Genomic DNA, 17005 nt, shown 5'->3' with positions numbered 1-17005 from the left:
CGCGGATAGTTCTGAGCCCCTCGTTATTCCTTTTTACTTTTAGAAGCGGCAGTCTTGTTCGATGTATGTCATATATTCGTCGTAACTGATGTGCCTGCCTCCCATTGTTTTGAGGTGAGGGGTTTCGAACTGGCAATCTATCATGACGCCTCCATGTTCCCTGAAGAATTGGGCCAGATGGATGAGGGCCAGCTTCGAGGCGCTGGGAACGAGTGAGAACATGCTCTCTCCAAAGAAACAACGTCCCAGGGTCACTCCGTACAGCCCACCTACCAATTGCTCTTCTTCCCATACTTCCACGCTGGCGGCGAATCCTTGTTCGTGCAGGTGCGTATAGGCTTCCATCATCTTCGTTCCGAGCCAGGCTCCTTCTTGTTCCATCCGCAATTCTCCGCAGGTTTGTATGACGTCTTCGAAAGCCTCGTTAAAGGTGATTTCGTACTTTCCTTTGTTGATGAGCGTACGCATGGAGTGGGAGATATGGATTTCGTCCGGAAAGATGACGAAACGGTCCATCGGGCACCACCATTGTATCAGTTCTTCCCGAAATGCGTACCAGGGGAAGATGCCGTTGGAGTACGCCAGGATGAGGCGGTCAATGGATAGGTCACCGCCCACAGCGAGCAACCCGTCGGGGTCGCCGTAGTGAGGGTCGGGGAAAGCAAGTTTATCCGTCAGTTGAAAGACCATATCGTTATTCGGTTGCGGGTTGTAGTTTCAATGCTCCGTTTTCCACTTGCACGCGGACTTTTCCTCCTGCCTTCAATGTACCGAACAGAATTTCGCGCATCAGCAAGGGTTTCAAGTGGGCGGCTATCACGCGGTCCATCTCCCGGGCGCCGTATTCGGGGATAAAACCCCGTTGGAGCAGCCATTCGTGTGCTTCCTGGCTCAATACCATTTCCACCTGGCGGGAAGACAGCTTGCTGCCTAGTTCTCCGAGTTTCTTGTCGAGGATAAGTGATGCCATCGGGCGGTCCATGTCATGGAAGACCACCGTGGCAGAGAGGCGGTTGATGAATTCGGGCTTAAAGGTTTTCTTGACTTGTTTCAGCATGGCTTCTCCGGCGGTGACCTGACTGTTGAAGCCGATGGACGCTTGGCGGGCATATTGTGCTCCGGCATTGGAGGTCATGATGAGGACCACGTGTCGGCAGTCGGCTTTCCGTCCTTTGTTGTCGGTCAGTACGGCATAATCCATTACTTGCAGCAGGATGTTGAATACGTCGGGATGGGCTTTTTCTATCTCATCGAGCAGTAGCACGCAGTTTGGGGTCTTGCGTATGGCGTCGGTCAGCAGGCCGCCGTCCTCGTAACCCACGTAGCCGGCAGGCGAGCCAATCAGTTTGGCTACGGTATGCTTTTCGGTATATTCGCTCATGTCAAAACGTTGCAGGGCGATGCCCAGCTCGGCGGCGAGCACTTTGGCAACTTCGGTCTTTCCTACTCCGGTGGGGCCTACAAAGAGCAGGCTTGCCAGCGGTTTGTTTTCGTCCAGCAGTCCGGCTTTGGACATTTGCACAGCTTCCACCACCTGACGGACGGCTTCTTCCTGCCCGTAGATGCGGGAGCTGATGCGTTCGTGCAGGCTTTCCAAGGCGGTGGTGTCGTCCTCTTTCATGGCGAGGGCATTGACTTTGCAGGTACGTGCCAGTATGTCGGTTATCAGTGCCTTGTCCACGGTCTGTTCTCCGGAGTCTGTGGGATGTATTTCCCGGTAAGCTCCTGCTTCGTCCACCAGGTCGATGGCTTTGTCGGGCAGGAAACGGTCGCTGATGTAGCGGGCGCTTGCCTTTACGGCGTAGGGGATGACGTCGGGCTCGTAGGTGACGCCGTGGTAGGTTTCGTATTTCTCTTTCAGGCCTTCTACGATATGTATGGCTTCTTCAATGCTCGGTTCCAGTATGTCTATCTGCTGGAAGCGGCGTACCAGTCCCTTGCTGCGTGCGAAGTAGCGGTTGTACTCGTCGTAGGTGGTAGAGCCGATGAAACGTATTGCCCCGGTTTCCAGATAGGGTTTCAGCATGTTGGAGGCATCCATAGAGCCTTCGCCCGTGCGTCCGGCGCCTATCAGGTTGTGTATCTCGTCGATGTAGACGATGGCGTGTCCTTCACGGCCTATGCCCTCCATGATGGTTTTCAACCGCTTCTCGAAATCGCCGCGATATTGCGTGCCTGCCAGCAGATTGCCCAAGTCCAGCTCGTAGATGCGGCAACCGGCAAGCCGTTCGGGGACGTTGCCCGCTTCGATACGGGCGGCAAGCCCATAGGCAAGGGCTGTTTTGCCTACGCCGGGTTCGCCCACATGCAACGGGTTGTTCTTTTCTTTGCGGCAGAGCACTTGTATGGTTCGCTCCAACTCCATCTCCCTGCCGATAAGCGGGTTGTGGTCTGCCAGGCGGTCGTTGAGGCAGGTCACGTAGTTACGCCATGGTTCTGTTTTCTCTTGTTCATCGGGGGATTGTACACCGCCTGCTTCTTCTGCCAGCTCCGCTTCTTCGTAGTGGGTAATGAGCAGACTGAGGAATTCGGGCAGGTCGCCGCCGACTGCTTCCTTTAGAAAATGGCATGCCCAGGAATCTTCCAGTTGCAGCAAGCCTTGTATCAGATGGGGAACACCCAGCTCTTCGGCGCTGGAATACTCTGTCACCATATAGGCATGTTGCAGGAGTGAACTGAGCTGGACGGAAAGTCCCAACTCGTATTCCACATTGTCGGGGATAGTTTCCACTTCTTCCGTCAGATAGTTTTCCAGTGAGATGCTGAGCTCCACATAATTGTAGAAGGTATCTTGCAGGGTGTTGATAAAGGGTTCCTGTTCCAGAATGGCGCTCAGCAGATGTTCGGGCATGATGAACTCGTGCCGGTAAGACTCGGCTTTTCTTTGTGCGGAAGCGAATGCTTGGTTTACGAATATCGTATTTTTTATATCCATATTGTTTCTTTCTTATTCTTCTTCCTCCGGGGTGACGGTGAGCCGGAGGGGGAAACCTTCATTGCGTGCCATGCGGGTGGCTTTCTGTACTTTGGAGTGGGCGATGTCGTATGAGTAGATGCCCACTACCGTGGAGTTGCTCTTGTGCACCTGCAGCATCAGTGTTTCCGCTTCTACCGATGATTTGTAAAAGACGGTGGTGAGTACCTTTACCACAAACTCCATGGTGGTGAAGTCATCATTGTAGATGGTGACTTTAAAGCGTCGGGGTTCCCGTAGTTCTATGCGTTCTTTTTCTTTGAAAGAAGATTGCTGTTGTTCCATTTCTTTTTAAAAACTACTGTTAAGACATTGTTCTACCGTTGTGTGGGCAACGAAAACTCCTGCCAGTCATATTCGTCTCCGTACTCGTCGGCTATGGCTATGCGTATGGTGACGTTACCCGTCTTTATCCGTTCTCCGGCACTGATGTTGGCGGTGTATTTCACACCGTTGCGCGGAGTTATTTGCTCTATCATGACCGACGGCGATATGTAAATACGCTTCATGCCCGTGGTTTCCGCCACCACCGGCACTACGTTGTAGGCTGTTTTGTTTCCTTCGTTCATGATTTCAAAAATCACTTTACAGTTTTCGCCCGAATTGATGACGTGGTTGCGGCTGTCGTCAATGAAACGTATATTCCGTATCCTCAAGTGGTCGATGGCCGATGCTTGCGGCTGTCTTCCGGATTGTGGGGGATAGGGCTGTGTCCTTTCTATCCGGTAGCTGTACTCCTCCTGCTTCTTGGGGGCTGTGGCTGCATTGGCAATGGCAGCTCCCGCAATGGTTCCTATGATGGTGCCGATGGCGGAACCCCGGTATCCTCCTCGCCAGCCTCCGTTACTGTCACCTATCAGCCCGCCGATGGCACCGCCTACATTACTTCCGATGGCAGCTCCTGCGAGCACTGCGTTAGGGTCGCCTGCAGCCATCTGGCTTGTGCCGCATCCGCTGAGGATGATGGTTGCTGCCAGGATTCCTATAAAAGACTTTTTCATGTTCATATCCTATAATTATTATGTTGGGCAGATTGTTTTATAAAAGGGCTATTCCCAGTAAATCATCTTTTTGGTCATGCCTCCGTCAATGGTTATGTTTTCGCCATTGATGAAGTCGTTTTCGTCTTGGCATAGGAATACGCACATACGGGCAATATCTTCCGGTTTGCCAACCCGTCCGGAGGGGTGTTGCGAATGGTCTTCTGCCCGTAATTGTTCATAATCGTGTGTCTGAATCCAGCCCGGAGAGATGGAGTTGACCGTGATGTGCCACTCTGCAAGCGATAAAGCCAACGCATGCGTCAACGAATAGATGCCTCCTTTGGAAGCTGCATATCCTTCACTCCCCGGTTCACTCATCAGATAGCGCGTAGAACAGAGATTAATGATTCTTCCGTAGGTATTCGTGTTGTTTTGACTTTTGCGGTGTACTGCCAACGCATGTGAAGTAATGAACACCGGACGTAAATTCACAGACAATATTTTATCGAAAGTCTCCACACTCGTTTCTGTGATGGGAGAGAATTCACTGATGCCGGCATTGTTTATAATGATGTCAATATCCCCCCATTCCTTGAAAATATTTTGCAGGCAAAGTTCCAATGCTTCTTTGCTGTTTAGGTCGACGGGATAGAATTGTGCTCCGGTGGCTTGGGCGGTTTGCTGCCCTTTCAGTTCATTCTTGTCACAAAAGGCTACTTGGTAATTAAGCTTGCAGAAAGCTTCTACAATGGCTTTGCCAATACCTCCTGCACCTCCGGTAACGAACACTTTCTTTCCGCCTTTTTTGAGAGGAAGTGTCGGCTTATGTAGCGTTTGTGCCTTACCGGATTTTTTCGCTTTCTCCCAAGCTGCTTTGCGTGCCCGGTATTGCTCGTACTGATTTTCAAGATAATTATCGGCCATATATGTTTCCGGTTTTATTGTTTAACTGTCTTTCTCCGAATAAGTTCACTTCCTTGCATTGGGAGATGATATAGAGATGATGCCCCCAAGGGATGGAGAAAAATTTCTCTTCACCTAATTTGGAAACAACTTGTTGCCAAATTGTATATGGCTCATTATAAAATAGATACCACTGCTTTATACTGCGTATGTTTCTATATGAGAACCCTTTCATATCAGGAAATTCTGCCATCAGCTCACGACTCAACTCTTCGAGAAATCCGCTTCCCCAAGTCATTTCTTTCTGCCGTTCTATAATTTCTGCCCCCAGTTGCCAGTAAAGGTGAAGCAGTTCGCTGTTCACGCGTACAGCCGCTTTAATCTGTGCACTACGAATGTCTTGTTTTAGGTGGTTTACCCAATCCTTGAACGGTTGATTTATAGATAGTGTTGTTTTCATCTTTTTATTTTCTTCATCGTCATATTCGATGTTTCTATTTCACAAAGTTAAGAAAAAGAATTTATTTCAACTGTAATCCTTTCCGTCTTTTCTACCTCTCCACTTTTACCACACAATATACCATCTCCCCCTCTCTTTCCTTTACCTCATCCCGTGTTGCTGCAATATCCTCCCGAACACGTTCACCCGTTTTGCAGAGAATAGGTATCGCACTATGTCGCTGTATTTCCTCCTATATTTTCGCAGGCGATAATTATTCCCCTTGTAGGGCTTCAAAAGGGAATCCGTCTGTTTCCCTAAGGAGAACGGTTTGTTTCAATATGGAGAACAGTTTGTTTCATTAGTAGGAAACAGTTTGTTCCGTTAAAGAAAACAGTTTGTTTCATAGTATGTGAACACTTTGTTTCTTACTGTTGTAACAAAGTGTTCACCGTTGTGAACTAAAGTGTTATCTATATTTTCAGTGATAAAATGATATGAAAAGGGGGCTGAAGATTACCTTTCTACCATTTGTATTCCTCGCTGTAAGAGTCGAAAGCCGGTTCTCCCGGAATGTTGTATTGGTGGAAAGTTCTGCGGATATAGTTCTGGTCTTCGGGGGAAAGGTAAGATTCTTCCCGGTAGAAGCGGTAGTATTTTCCGCGGCCGAAATGGGCTATCAACTGGCTTTTCAGAGGTTGGAGATTCTTGTAGGGAACTTCATCGAGCAAGTGGCTGATTCCCCACGCGACATGTATCTTTTGTGTCGATTGAAAATAGGCGCATTGGCTGCTATCCTCTGGAATACACAGTGGATTGATGATGCGGATGGACGGGTACTCGGGGGTATCGCGAAGGGCGGCTAAGCGATGCAGGCAGTTGTCGGCTTTCGGGCATTGGTTGTTGAAACAGCGTGAGTAGTTGGCAGGTGCTAAAGGTTTCTCGGAAGAATGTTTCATGTTTATATATACTTTGATGAAGCGACAAAGATAGCACTAACTTTTTGATATAGCCTTCTGTTCTCTTGTTTGAAATGCCCCCTCATTGAAAAAACAGCAGCCGGAACCACTGAATTCAGTAATTCCGGCTGTACCGTTCTTTCTTATAAGTATGGATGGACTATTTCACCTGGATGATGTCATAATTCAAGTCACTCACTGCTTCCTGCAGGCTGTCGTTGACAAGGCGCAGGGTTGTGTCGTTCACTACTACGAAGTACACCGGAGTGTCCCCGTCGTTCGGGGTCAGCTTGATGGCTGTTTTCTTCTTGTTGTCGACGTCTTTCTGGATAACTTCTTTCTTTCCTTTGGAAGTAAAGCTCTTGTTCTTTCCGGGGCCTTCGGCATCCAGATAAGTTGTTACCAGCGTGTAGCCGCTTTCTCCGTCGGGACCTACACTGTCTACGCTCAATACATACTGGATGCCCGGACCGTCGGCGGCGGGAAGGATTCCTTCGTATACGGCTACGGCAGACGAGTCATTGCCGGTAACAGCCATTACACTTTCGTCCATGGCGACGGCGTCATTGTTCTGAGTTCCTTTTGATTGGCAGGATACCAATGCAGCGGCAAGGGCTGCAATCATCATTACTTTTTTCATTGCTTTAATGGTTTAAGTTAATTATAAAGACGCAATAGCGTTTGTTATTCATCTTCTTCTTTCTTGATGACGAGCAGCTTGTCCACCCGTCCGCGGTCCATATCCACCACTTCGAAGTCCAGGTTTTTGTAGCTGAACAAGTCTCCGGCTTTCGGCACCCGTCCTATCAAGAACATGGCAAGACCGCTCAAGGTGGTGAAGTCTTCTTCTTTCAGGTCATCATAGTTCATAATGCCCATCGCCTCCATAAAGTCATCCAGATTCATGGAAGCTTCCACCAGCATGGAACCGTCCTGACGAACAACGATTTCCTCTTCTTCCGTTTCATTCTCTTCGAGGATGTCTCCGAAGATACTTTCCGTCAAATCGTGCAGGGTGATGATACCTTCTGTATTTCCATACTCGTCTACAACAACTCCGAACTTGTTTTTGTTCTTCTTAAACAGCTCTAAAACTTTCTTTGCATACAAACTTTCCGGAATAAACAAAGCAGGGCGTGCAATACTACGTAAGTTGAAGGGTTGTTCGCCGCCCATCATCAAGATGATGTCCTTTACGGAAACCACACCGATAATCTCGTCCTTTCCCCGCTCCACCAGGAGATATTTGCTGAAGTGTTCTTCGTGGATGATACGCAGCACCTCTTCCGGTGTGTCTGTGGGATGGAGCACGACGATGTCGCGGCGATAGGTCATCAGGTCATTCGCTCTTTTGTCCGAGAAGCGGAACACGTCACGCAGCATTTCCGTTTCGTCTTTGTCGATGACGCCTTGTTCCGAGCTTTGGTGCAGAATCATCTTCAGTTCGTCTTGTGTCATTTGGCGTTCTTCGCCGCTGTTCAGTCCGATGAGTTTGTTCATCAGTTTGGTGGAAGCGCTCAGCAGGCATACAAACGGATAGGAAATCTTGGTCAGCACAATCATGAAGGGGCTGAGCATGGTGGCCCATCGTTCCGGGTTGTTCAAGGCGATGGACTTGGGCACCAGTTCGCCTATGATGAGCGACAGATAGGTGATGATGGCTACTACGGTAATCATGGCGAGAGTCTTGGCATAGGCGGCTACTCCCGGAATGAGGGCGAACAGCGGTTCTACGTCATCAGCGATGGTGGCACCACCATAGGCACCGGATACGATACCGATAAGAGTAATACCGATTTGGATGGTGGAGAGGATTTTTTCGGGTTCTTCCAGTTGTTTCAATACTCCTTTGGCTCTTTTGTTCCCTTTTCCGACAAGAGTTTCAAGGCGTGCTTTACTTGAGGAGACTAAAGCGATTTCATACATGGCAAAAATGCCGTTCAGAATAAGTAAAAGTAGAATGATAATAAACTCCATAGTGGATTTTGAATAGTTTGTGAGGCAAAGATAATGATTTTTCAGTATTTATTGTTAATATTGCCATCCGTTAGAAAAAATAAACAATAAATAGATGAAAAAAAGAATTATTGCCTTGGGGCTTTTGTGGTGTCTGTCTGCCGTAATGTTGCAGGCGGCACGTGTAGACACGGTGTTGGTGAGAAGTGCAGCCATGAATAAGGATGTAAAAGTTGTGTATGTATTGCCTGATAAGGCTATCGGCAAGCAGGCTTGTCCGGTGGTTTATCTGTTGCACGGTTATGGCGGCAATGCGCGGAGCTGGGTGCAACTGAAGCCGGAATTGCCGCAGATGGCGGATGAGAAAGGAATCATATTTGTATGTCCGGACGGCAAGAACAGTTGGTATTGGGACAGTCCGGAGAATCCTGCCTACCGTTATGAGACTTTTGTCACCTCGGAACTGGTGAAGTATACAGACGGGAACTATGCTACCATTCCCGATAGAAAGGCACGTGCCATCAGTGGATTGAGTATGGGTGGCCACGGTGCTTTGTGGAGTGCTATCCGCCATAAGGATGTGTTCGGTGCGGCGGGCAGTATGAGTGGAGGAGTGGATATACGGCCGTTCCCCCAGAATTGGGAAATGAACAAGCAGTTGGGAGAGTTTGCTGCCAACAAGGCATCTTGGGATGCGCATACGGTGGTCAACCAGCTGGATAAGATTGTAAATGGAGACTTGGCGCTAATCATCGACTGCGGTGAGGCCGATTTCTTTCTTGAAGTGAACAAGGACTTGCACAACCGGCTGCTGGCAAGGAAGATAGACCATGACTTCATCACCCGTCCCGGTGGACATACCGGAACGTATTGGAACAACTCCATAGACTATCACGTCCTTTTCTTCGACAAGTTCTTTAAGAAGTAAGTAACTTATTATTCGATGGTATAGTTCACGGTGCGTGTGTAGTCCTGCTCGTAGCCGTTCCTTATATGCCTGACGACTGCATGGCAGGAAGTGACGATACCCCGGTTATCTAACGTATAAGTATAGGTGGTGGTCTCTTCACTTTCTCCGTTGCTGTCCGGGATGAGTTGGGTAATCAGATAGTTTGCAGGTTCTCCCAATATCTTCCCGTATATGGCAACCGCATGCATGGAAAGCGGATACATGTCCGTAATGAATAGGCTTGGTATTTCGGAGATATTTGCAATTTCATTGCCTGATGGTGTGGTAGCCGTACTGTTGTGCTCAAAAGTGTCAACCTTTTGCTGTATGCGCAATGCCCGGAAGTTGCTGTAGTCTATTGTAATGAATGAGTATTCTTTTCCGTCGTCCAGCTTTTCTGTGATGTTTTCCAGATAGTATTTGTCTTCGGTGTTGATGAGGTAGGAGAAGGTGTAAGTACGGGTATTTCCTGCCATATCCTGACTGGTACAAGTGGTGGCATAACCTTTGTCATTCAGCGTGTAGGTTGATACTGTACCTGCTTCGTCGGTTATCACGGCTTGATGGTCCTTGTATTCGACAGTAGTGGTATTCTCTATCTCGAAGAGTTCGTCTCCTGCTGTAAAGCTCTGTTTGCCGGTGTAGCTGGTCAGCCTGCCTGCACTGTTGTAAAGGTAGGTGTGGGTGGCAGTAACCGGTTGCGCATCGCTCTCTATCACTTCTTTGAGTTCGATTTTGGAGAAAGGAGTGGTGGGGTAGGTTGACGGCTCCGGTTCTGGCGTATCACTGCCATTGTTATCATCGCTGCAAGCTGCCAGTCCGCCGAGCAACAGCAGGCTGAACATGATTCCCGAAAATCGGGTGATGATTGTAACTCTTCTGTTTAGTTTCATCCTATTTGTCTTTTTATTTGATGCGTACGGCATGGCTTGCCCGACGTTCAATGGAGTTTGCGAGAGTGGTCACTCTTAAAGAACGGGTATCTTCTTGTGCGGGCGGTTGTATGCTTCCGTCGATGGCGCCGAGTGCAGTGCTCAATAAGGCTTCGTTGGTATCTCCAAAGGGCAGGAAACGTGACATGTCGCTCATCTCATTCACTACATATCCCGAGTAGGCCGGTTGGAATCCGGATTCATAATCAGATTTCCCTTCCGAATTGTATATCTTGCAGACGATGGGATTCATCGTTATCATCAGTTCGGGGCTGGAGAAATTCCTGGAACCTACATTCTTGCCTACGGTAGTACCGCCGATTATGACAACATCCATATACGGGTCGAGGCAGTTAATCACCATTTCGGAGGCGGAGGCAGTCTGGCTGCTGGTAAGTACGTAGAGAGTATTCAGGTTTAGGTTTGCTCCGTTTCCGATGAGTCCGGAATTCAGGGTGAACGGTACTATCTGCGGATTGAAGCGGTTGTTGAATTCCAGGTACCCCAACTCTTGTCCCAAGGCGGAGGAAGGTGCAAGCATGGTACACAGCAATTCTGCGCAACTCAGTAATCCACCGTTGTTGTAGCGCAAGTCAAGGATGAATTCGTTGACTTGCTGTGATGCGAAATATTGGAATGCGCTGCGCAGGTCGTTGTCATATTCATTACTGTTGTCCGTGGGGCCGGAACTGAAGTGGTTGTAGACCAGATAACCTATTTTCTTGCTGCCTGATGTATATACATTCTTATAGTGCACCGGGTTGTCGTTGACGGGACGCGCCGATGCTATCTGTCTGGGTTTGTCGTAAGCAACGATGGCATTTTTCTCCACGTCGTAATAACCTACTGTAAGTTCCATGGCACTACTTCCATACAGTTTCTTATAATTCTGTTCAGTAATAAAGTTCCCGTCCATCTTCATAATCCAGTCACCCCGTTTTAGCCCGATTTCCGAGGCCGGGCTTCCGTCGGCAACGTAAAGAATCTGTGCAACAATGGCATTCTCTTCTCCTTCTACTTCTATCTGGTTGGTAGTGAACTGGAATCCGTAGCTGTAATCCGTATAGGGGATGCTGCGGGTAGTGGTGACGCTGACCAGACTGTCGATGGTGGAGAATTTGTCTTCTTCGGATTTGAGCGAGGCAAAGAAAGTGAAAGGGGCTTGAAAATAGTTCAGGTCGTTGGTATGGGGGATAGCGTCTACCCAATAGTACCACACACGCATGGTATCGTCAATCCAGCGGTCTGTCTGGGTCTGTCCGGCATACTCTTTCCAGCGGTCCACCCCGCAGGAAGTCAGATAAATGGGAAGAATCAGGGTTCCCAATATGAGTATCAGTATATTTCTTGCTTTCATGGGGGCAAAGATAGTGCAAATTGAGTGCAGAACTTTCATGCTTGCATGAAAAAGTTTTGCCGAAATGCAGTCTATCTTATCTAAAGATAGAAAATTGCTTGCTTATCTACCACAATTGTGGTATAAAATTCCCTAATCTGTGTCATTGTCTGCCCCGGCTTATCGCTCTATCTTTGCAACATCCGAATGAGAAACGGTTTATTCACCTAAAATACAAACGACAATGGAAACAAAGAAATTGCACTTTGAGACTCTACAACTTCACGTTGGACAAGAACAACCCGACCCGGCAACTGATGCCCGCGCCGTACCTATCTATCAGACAACTTCGTATGTATTTCGTAATTCGGCCCATGCGGCAGCCCGCTTTGGCTTGCAGGACCCGGGGAATATTTACGGGCGGTTGACGAATTCCACCCAGGATGTGTTCGAGAAACGTGTGGCGGCTCTGGAAGGCGGTGTTGCCGGATTGGCCGTAGCCTCGGGTGCGGCAGCCATCACTTATGCCTTTGAGAATATCACCCGTGCAGGCGACCATATCGTGGCAGCTAAGACCATCTACGGCGGAACGTATAATCTGCTGGCCCACACATTGCCTGCCTACGGGGTTACCACTACTTTTGTGGACCCGGGCAATCTGGACAATTTCGAGAAAGCGATTCAGGAGAATACCAAGGCAGTATTCATTGAAACGCTGGGAAATCCGAATTGCAACATCATTGACATTGATGCCGTTGCTGAAATAGCACACCGTCACCGGATTCCTCTGATTATAGATAACACCTTCGGTACTCCTTACTTGATTCGTCCCATAGAGCATGGGGCAGATATTGTAGTCCATTCGGCAACGAAGTTCATCGGAGGGCATGGTACGTCCTTGGGTGGTGTTATTGTAGATAGCGGCAAGTTCGACTGGGTGGCCTCGGGGAAGTTTCCCCAACTGACGGAACCGGACCCGAGTTATCATGGAGTACGTTTCGTCGACGCTGCCGGTCCTGCTGCCTATGCCATCCGTATCCGTGCCGTATTGTTGCGTGATACCGGTGCCACAATCAGTCCTTTCAATGCTTTCATTCTGTTGCAAGGATTGGAGACGTTGTCGCTTCGCGTGGAACGTCATGTGGAGAATGCCTTGAAAGTGGTTGAATTCTTGAAGAAGCATCCCAAAGTGGTTGCCGTGAACCACCCGTCCCTGCCCGAGCATCCTGACCACGCGCTTTACGGGAAATACTTTCCGAATGGAGGCGGTTCTATCTTTACGTTTGAGGTGCGGGGCGGTGTGAAGGAAGCGCAGACGTTTATTGACAGTTTACAGATATTCTCGTTGCTTGCCAATGTGGCTGATGTGAAATCCCTGGTTATCCATCCTGCCACCACTACCCATTCCCAATTGAGTGCACGGGAATTGGAAGAACAAGGCATCAAACCGGGCACGGTCCGCCTCTCCATCGGGACAGAACATATCGATGATTTGCTGGACGACTTGTCCCAGGCATTTGACAGAATTTAAAAGAATAACAGTATACGATAGAATGAATATTGCTGTATTATTGTCGGGAGGTGTAGACAGCTCCGTGGTGGTACATCTCCTTTGCGAACAAGGTTACCGTCCTTCTCTATTTTATATCAAAATAGGGAGGGACGATGCCGATTATATGGACTGCTCTGCGGAAGAGGATATGGAGATGGCTTCTGCCATTGCCCGGCGTTATGGATTATCGTTGGAAGTAGTGGACCTGCACCGGGAGTATTGGGACCAGGTGGCGGCTTATGCCATTGATAAAATAAGACGTGGCTTGACTCCCAATCCGGATGTGATGTGCAACAAGCTGATAAAGTTCGGGTGCTTTGAGCAACGTGTGGGGAAGGATTTCGATGTCACGGCAACCGGGCACTACGCCACTACGGTGTTGAGGGATGGAAAGACATGGCTCGGTACCGCTGCCGATTCCGTGAAAGACCAGACCGACTTTCTGGCACAGATAGATTATCTGCAAGTTTCCAAACTGATGTTTCCATTGGGCAGACTGATGAAGAATGAGGTTCGTGACATAGCCCTGCGTGCCGGATTGCCCAGCGCCAGACGTCGTGACAGTCAGGGCATCTGCTTTCTGGGAAAGATTGATTATAATGATTTTGTGCGCCGTTTCCTTGGCGAAAGGGAAGGGGATATTGTGGAGTTGGAAACGGGTAGAAAGTTGGGCAAGCATCGGGGCTATTGGTTTCATACCATCGGCCAGCGTAAAGGATTGGGGTTGGGTGGAGGACCGTGGTTTGTTGTCCGCAAGGATGTGGAGGAGAATGTGATTTACGTGTCCCGCGGATGTGATACGGCATTGCAATACGGCTATGAATTCCGTATGTACGATTTTCATTTCATTACGGATAATCCCTGGAAGGGAGCGCAGGAAGAGGTGGAGGTGACTTTCAAGATACGCCATACGCCGGAGTTTGTCAAAGGCAGGTTGCAAAAGGAGGCGGAGGGTTACCGCATTGTTTCGGAAGAAAAGCTGCAAGGCATTGCTCCGGGCCAGTTCGGAGTGGTGTATGATGCTGATGCCCGGCTGTGTGTCGGGAGCGGGGAGATTTATATATAATATTCCACCAAGTCTACGATGCCTGCCTTCATGGCATATTTGGTGACTTCGTGCGCATTGTTTACACCCAGTTTCCGGAAGATATTCTTCCGGTGGCTGTTTACCGTATGGAAGCTGAGGTTTCGTTCGGCAGCTATTTCTTTGGTTGTTTTCCCCAGGGCTATCTCTTTTAGGATGCTCCGTTCGGCAGTAGTCAGTAAATCATCTTTGATGGTAGGATGAGTGGGGGAGGAGGAACCGTTGCCTGCGAGCAGCAGGTTACTGACGTGATTACAGATGAATCGCTCCTTGCGTGAGGCGCATTGTAGTGCGGTCAGTATCTCTTCTTTGGAATTATCCTTCAGCGCTACGCCGAATGCCATGCTGCTGAACAATACCTGGCGCAGGAACGGTAGGCTCAATTCGTCGGAAAAGAGTAGCCAATCGGCTTCCTTGAAGCGTTCGTGAAGTACCATTAGCTCTTCAGCTCCCGAAAAATCAAAAAGGGTATAGTCCAGAATGACAACGGCGGTGGGATGCAGGCGTAGTTGCTGTATCAGTTCTGCCTTGTTGTCGGCTTCCAGCAGCAGGGAGGTGTCTTTCTGTCTGCCCAATAGGAACATCATGCCTGCTTTGGTGATATCTTGATTGTCTGCAATGATAAATTCTCTCATGACATTGGTATATAAAAAACTCCGCTACAAATGTACACTTTTTAGTGTGATTTGTGGCGGAGTGGGAATATATATATTTATATAAGGGTTTTACCAGGAACGTCCCTTGAATATGTTGGATTGTTCCAGCGGAACCAGGTTCCCGCTCAAAGTCATGGTGTTGGAGTTGAAGTTCGGGCTGATGGTTACGGTTGCGTTGTTCCCGCCATCGGTCAGCGTAAGGAATATCTGGGCGGAAATGCCGATACCCTGGATGCTGAAGTTACAATTCACGTTGCCCCGTTTGTCGGTAGTCATTTGGATGTCCGATACGGTTCCGTCTACTGTTACACCGCCAATGCCGTTAGGACCTGGGTATACGGTGTTGAAGGCTACCTGCACGGTGCCACGTCCTTGGTTGACCAATACGAAGTTGGTGTTGGAGTTTACAAATGCGGTCTGTCCGTTGCGGAACATCACTTGGTCTGCCTCCATTACGAACTGGTGAGCTTTCAAGGCCGCCATTGCGTCATCGTACGAAATGGCATCCTGTGCTTGTTCTTCAGCTTTCAGGCGTGCACGTTCTGCGTCTCTTTGGGCTTTACGGTCTGCGCGCTTTTCAGCTCTACTCTCTTGTGCATACATGGTCGTTGTTGCCATGCTTACCAATACTACTGCTGCTAATGCAATAAACTTTTTCATAATCGAATCTTTTTTTGTTTAGGTTTAAATAAATTGTTCGTTATAAGTTTATTGCAAGAACAATGCCTATCCAGGATTGTTCACCGGTTTTTTAATTATTTTATATCCGATAGCAGCAATAAAGATACTCATTACCGGACTGATAAGGTTGAAGAAGCAATAGGGAAGGTAGGTCAGTGTGGGTACACTCAAAATGGTGGCTTGCGTCATGCCGCAGGTGTTCCATGGGATAAGCGGGGAGGTGACGGTAACGGCATCTTCCGTGGTACGGCTAAGTAGCCGGCTTTCGTAGCCTTTCTTTGCGTAAACGTTGCTGAACATGTTTCCGGTGAGGATAATGCTGATGTACTGGTCTGCCGTGGCAAGGTTCAGGAACAATCCGGAACATACGGTGGATGCTACCATGCTGGCTGTATTCTTCATGAAGCGGACGAATAGGGAAGTGATGCTTCCTAGCATGCCGCTTGCCGTCATGGCTCCACCGAAACACATGGCGCAGATGATGAGCCAGATGGTATTCATCATTCCTGCCATACCTCGTGTGGCAATCAGTTCTGTCAACATGTCACTGTCAGTTTGTAGACTGGTACTGCCATAGAATGTCATCATTATCCCTTTGAACATATTCCCACCTTCCGCTATCTCATTCAGTAGTCCCGGTTGGAAGATGAAGGCGAATATCCCTGCCAGCAGAGTGGAGAGAAAGAGTGTGATGACGGAAGGCACTCTCCGGGCAATCAGTATTCCCGTAATCACGGGAACAGCCAGTAACCAGGGAGTAATGTTGAATTTGGCGTCCAATGCTGCCGTAAATTCCGCGATCTGTTGTGTATTGTTCGTTTCGTGTGTGAGTCCCATTACTGTAAAGATGACAAGGGTGATGAGGAGAGAGGGGACGGTGGTGATCATCATATAGCGGATATGGCTGAATAACGGTGTTTCCGTTACGGATGAGGCAAGGACCGTGGTATCCGATAACGGTGAAATTTTGTCTCCGAAATAGGCTCCCGAAATGATGGCACCGGCTATCCATCCCTCTTCAAAACCTTGTGCCTTACCTATGCCCAAAAGGGCGATACCGATGGTGGCGATAGTGGTCCATGAACTTCCCGTCATTACTGATACCAATGCACAAATAATGCAGGTAGAAGCAAGGAAAAAATTCGGATGGATAATCTGCATACCATAATATATAAGGGTAGGTACCACCCCACTTATCATCCATGTGCCGCTCAAAGCACCGATAATCAATAGAATAATGATAGCTGTGGCAACACCTGAAATGTTGTTGGTGATGGCAAGTTCATAATCTTTCCAAGGGATGCGGTAGAAAGTCATGCCGATAAAGACACACATACCAGTGGTGGCAAGCAGGGAAATCTGGCTTCCTCCACTCAAGGCGTCACTTCCGAAAGTATGGATGGTGGCGAACAGCATTCCTACGAGAAAAGCGATGGGAAATAGAGAAACGAGTGGAGAGGGTATTTTCTTTGCTGAATTCATAGGGTTGTTTTTGACTATGCTTGGTTGACGAATCTATTATCAATCTGTCGTTTATAGTTTGATGCGACAAAGGTATAACAATTCTGTTCAATATCTTCCTTATCCTTTGCATGACAAAT

At 48.5% G+C, this 17005-nt stretch carries 17 protein-coding genes; 3 read left to right on the top strand and 14 right to left on the bottom strand.

Annotated elements, in window-relative coordinates; all coding sequences use genetic code 11:
- Positions 1-39: 39 nt before the first annotated feature.
- From aat to DWY55_RS00625, 9 genes are all read right to left on the bottom strand, one after another.
- Complete coding sequence (aat, locus tag DWY55_RS00670; protein ID WP_005835880.1) at positions 40-690, bottom strand: leucyl/phenylalanyl-tRNA--protein transferase; 651 nt, start codon at positions 688-690, stop codon at positions 40-42.
- A gap of 4 nt (positions 691-694) precedes the next feature.
- Positions 695-2935, bottom strand: a complete 2241-nt coding sequence (locus DWY55_RS00665) for an AAA family ATPase (RefSeq protein WP_117878009.1) — start codon at positions 2933-2935, stop codon at positions 695-697.
- 12 nt (positions 2936-2947) lie between these two features.
- Positions 2948-3259 carry an ATP-dependent Clp protease adaptor ClpS gene (locus tag DWY55_RS00660; protein ID WP_117878011.1) on the bottom strand — a complete coding sequence of 104 codons (312 nt, stop codon included), beginning with the start codon at positions 3257-3259 and terminating at the stop codon, positions 2948-2950.
- A 32-nt stretch (positions 3260-3291) separates the two neighbouring features.
- Positions 3292-3981, bottom strand: a complete 690-nt coding sequence (locus tag DWY55_RS00655) for a glycine zipper family protein (RefSeq protein ID WP_117749306.1) — start codon at positions 3979-3981, stop codon at positions 3292-3294.
- 42 nt (positions 3982-4023) lie between these two features.
- Entirely contained in the window at positions 4024-4881 is an 858-nt protein-coding gene (locus DWY55_RS00650) for an SDR family NAD(P)-dependent oxidoreductase (RefSeq protein WP_057252729.1), read from the bottom strand.
- Positions 4871-5320 (bottom strand): DUF1016 N-terminal domain-containing protein, encoded by a 450-nt coding sequence (locus DWY55_RS00645; protein ID WP_009036640.1) that lies wholly within the window; start codon positions 5318-5320, stop codon positions 4871-4873. The genes DWY55_RS00650 and DWY55_RS00645 overlap by 11 nt, the downstream gene beginning before the upstream one ends.
- Before the next feature lie 503 nt (positions 5321-5823).
- Positions 5824-6258, bottom strand: a complete 435-nt coding sequence (locus DWY55_RS00635; protein WP_008663796.1) for a DUF6078 family protein — start codon at positions 6256-6258, stop codon at positions 5824-5826.
- A gap of 160 nt (positions 6259-6418) precedes the next feature.
- A complete protein-coding gene (locus DWY55_RS00630; protein WP_005826499.1) occupies positions 6419-6898 on the bottom strand; it encodes a copper resistance protein NlpE N-terminal domain-containing protein in 480 nt (159 codons plus the stop codon).
- A gap of 44 nt (positions 6899-6942) precedes the next feature.
- Positions 6943-8235 carry a hemolysin family protein gene (locus DWY55_RS00625; protein ID WP_120177951.1) on the bottom strand — a complete coding sequence of 431 codons (1293 nt, stop codon included), beginning with the start codon at positions 8233-8235 and terminating at the stop codon, positions 6943-6945.
- Between the two features lie 94 nt (positions 8236-8329).
- On the opposite strand from DWY55_RS00625, the gene DWY55_RS00620 reads away from it, so the two are divergent.
- Entirely contained in the window at positions 8330-9142 is an 813-nt protein-coding gene (locus DWY55_RS00620) for an alpha/beta hydrolase (RefSeq protein ID WP_005826503.1), read from the top strand.
- A gap of 8 nt (positions 9143-9150) precedes the next feature.
- On the opposite strand, the gene DWY55_RS00615 is transcribed toward DWY55_RS00620, so the two are convergent.
- Together DWY55_RS00615 and DWY55_RS00610 are read right to left on the bottom strand one after the other, a co-directional pair.
- The gene (locus DWY55_RS00615; protein ID WP_035449471.1) at positions 9151-10056 is read right to left on the bottom strand and encodes a DUF4595 domain-containing protein; all 906 of its coding nucleotides are present in this window, start codon (positions 10054-10056) and stop codon (positions 9151-9153) included.
- Positions 10057-10069: 13 nt separating this feature from the next.
- Positions 10070-11491: a S41 family peptidase gene (locus tag DWY55_RS00610; protein WP_022401627.1), complete on the bottom strand. Its 1422-nt coding sequence runs from the start codon at positions 11489-11491 to the stop codon at positions 10070-10072.
- Between the two features lie 184 nt (positions 11492-11675).
- Between DWY55_RS00610 and DWY55_RS00605 the strand changes: the two genes are divergently transcribed.
- Entirely contained in the window at positions 11676-12962 is a 1287-nt protein-coding gene (locus DWY55_RS00605) for an O-acetylhomoserine aminocarboxypropyltransferase/cysteine synthase family protein (RefSeq protein WP_005835904.1), read from the top strand.
- Positions 12963-12984: 22 nt separating this feature from the next.
- Positions 12985-14049 (top strand): tRNA 2-thiouridine(34) synthase MnmA, encoded by a 1065-nt coding sequence (gene mnmA, locus DWY55_RS00600; RefSeq protein WP_005826509.1) that lies wholly within the window; start codon positions 12985-12987, stop codon positions 14047-14049.
- Here mnmA and DWY55_RS00595 read toward each other — a convergent pair.
- From DWY55_RS00595 to nhaC, 3 genes are all read right to left on the bottom strand, one after another.
- On the bottom strand, positions 14040-14702 hold the full coding sequence (locus tag DWY55_RS00595; protein ID WP_117878015.1) for a response regulator transcription factor: 663 nt from the start codon (positions 14700-14702) through the stop codon (positions 14040-14042). The genes mnmA and DWY55_RS00595 overlap by 10 nt on opposite strands.
- 90 nt (positions 14703-14792) lie before the next feature.
- Complete coding sequence (locus tag DWY55_RS00590) at positions 14793-15383, bottom strand: DUF4251 domain-containing protein (protein WP_005826513.1); 591 nt, start codon at positions 15381-15383, stop codon at positions 14793-14795.
- A 66-nt stretch (positions 15384-15449) separates the two neighbouring features.
- Positions 15450-16886 (bottom strand): Na+/H+ antiporter NhaC, encoded by a 1437-nt coding sequence (gene nhaC / locus DWY55_RS00585; protein WP_005835906.1) that lies wholly within the window; start codon positions 16884-16886, stop codon positions 15450-15452.
- Positions 16887-17005 lie beyond the last annotated feature (119 nt).

The organism is Bacteroides sp. AF25-38AC, assembly GCF_003602995.1.
In the GTDB taxonomy this organism is placed as follows: domain Bacteria; phylum Bacteroidota; class Bacteroidia; order Bacteroidales; family Bacteroidaceae; genus Bacteroides; species Bacteroides uniformis.
This window is presented reverse-complemented; position numbering and strand designations above follow the sequence as displayed.

What these genes read in the sequence shown, in the direction of transcription:
- aat (WP_005835880.1), bottom strand. Translation starts at nt 690, where the DNA reads ATGGTCTTTCAACTGACGGATAAACTTGCTTTCCCCGACCCTCACTAC.
- DWY55_RS00665 (WP_117878009.1), bottom strand. Translation starts at nt 2,935, where the DNA reads ATGGATATAAAAAATACGATATTCGTAAACCAAGCATTCGCTTCCGCA.
- DWY55_RS00660 (WP_117878011.1), bottom strand. Translation starts at nt 3,259, where the DNA reads ATGGAACAACAGCAATCTTCTTTCAAAGAAAAAGAACGCATAGAACTA.
- DWY55_RS00655 (WP_117749306.1), bottom strand. Translation starts at nt 3,981, where the DNA reads ATGAACATGAAAAAGTCTTTTATAGGAATCCTGGCAGCAACCATCATC.
- DWY55_RS00650 (WP_057252729.1), bottom strand. Translation starts at nt 4,881, where the DNA reads ATGGCCGATAATTATCTTGAAAATCAGTACGAGCAATACCGGGCACGC.
- DWY55_RS00645 (WP_009036640.1), bottom strand. Translation starts at nt 5,320, where the DNA reads ATGAAAACAACACTATCTATAAATCAACCGTTCAAGGATTGGGTAAAC.
- DWY55_RS00635 (WP_008663796.1), bottom strand. Translation starts at nt 6,258, where the DNA reads ATGAAACATTCTTCCGAGAAACCTTTAGCACCTGCCAACTACTCACGC.
- DWY55_RS00630 (WP_005826499.1), bottom strand. Translation starts at nt 6,898, where the DNA reads ATGAAAAAAGTAATGATGATTGCAGCCCTTGCCGCTGCATTGGTATCC.
- DWY55_RS00625 (WP_120177951.1), bottom strand. Translation starts at nt 8,235, where the DNA reads ATGGAGTTTATTATCATTCTACTTTTACTTATTCTGAACGGCATTTTT.
- DWY55_RS00620 (WP_005826503.1), top strand. Translation starts at nt 8,330, where the DNA reads ATGAAAAAAAGAATTATTGCCTTGGGGCTTTTGTGGTGTCTGTCTGCC.
- DWY55_RS00615 (WP_035449471.1), bottom strand. Translation starts at nt 10,056, where the DNA reads ATGAAACTAAACAGAAGAGTTACAATCATCACCCGATTTTCGGGAATC.
- DWY55_RS00610 (WP_022401627.1), bottom strand. Translation starts at nt 11,491, where the DNA reads ATGAAAGTTCTGCACTCAATTTGCACTATCTTTGCCCCCATGAAAGCA.
- DWY55_RS00605 (WP_005835904.1), top strand. Translation starts at nt 11,676, where the DNA reads ATGGAAACAAAGAAATTGCACTTTGAGACTCTACAACTTCACGTTGGA.
- mnmA (WP_005826509.1), top strand. Translation starts at nt 12,985, where the DNA reads ATGAATATTGCTGTATTATTGTCGGGAGGTGTAGACAGCTCCGTGGTG.
- DWY55_RS00595 (WP_117878015.1), bottom strand. Translation starts at nt 14,702, where the DNA reads ATGAGAGAATTTATCATTGCAGACAATCAAGATATCACCAAAGCAGGC.
- DWY55_RS00590 (WP_005826513.1), bottom strand. Translation starts at nt 15,383, where the DNA reads ATGAAAAAGTTTATTGCATTAGCAGCAGTAGTATTGGTAAGCATGGCA.
- nhaC (WP_005835906.1), bottom strand. Translation starts at nt 16,886, where the DNA reads ATGAATTCAGCAAAGAAAATACCCTCTCCACTCGTTTCTCTATTTCCC.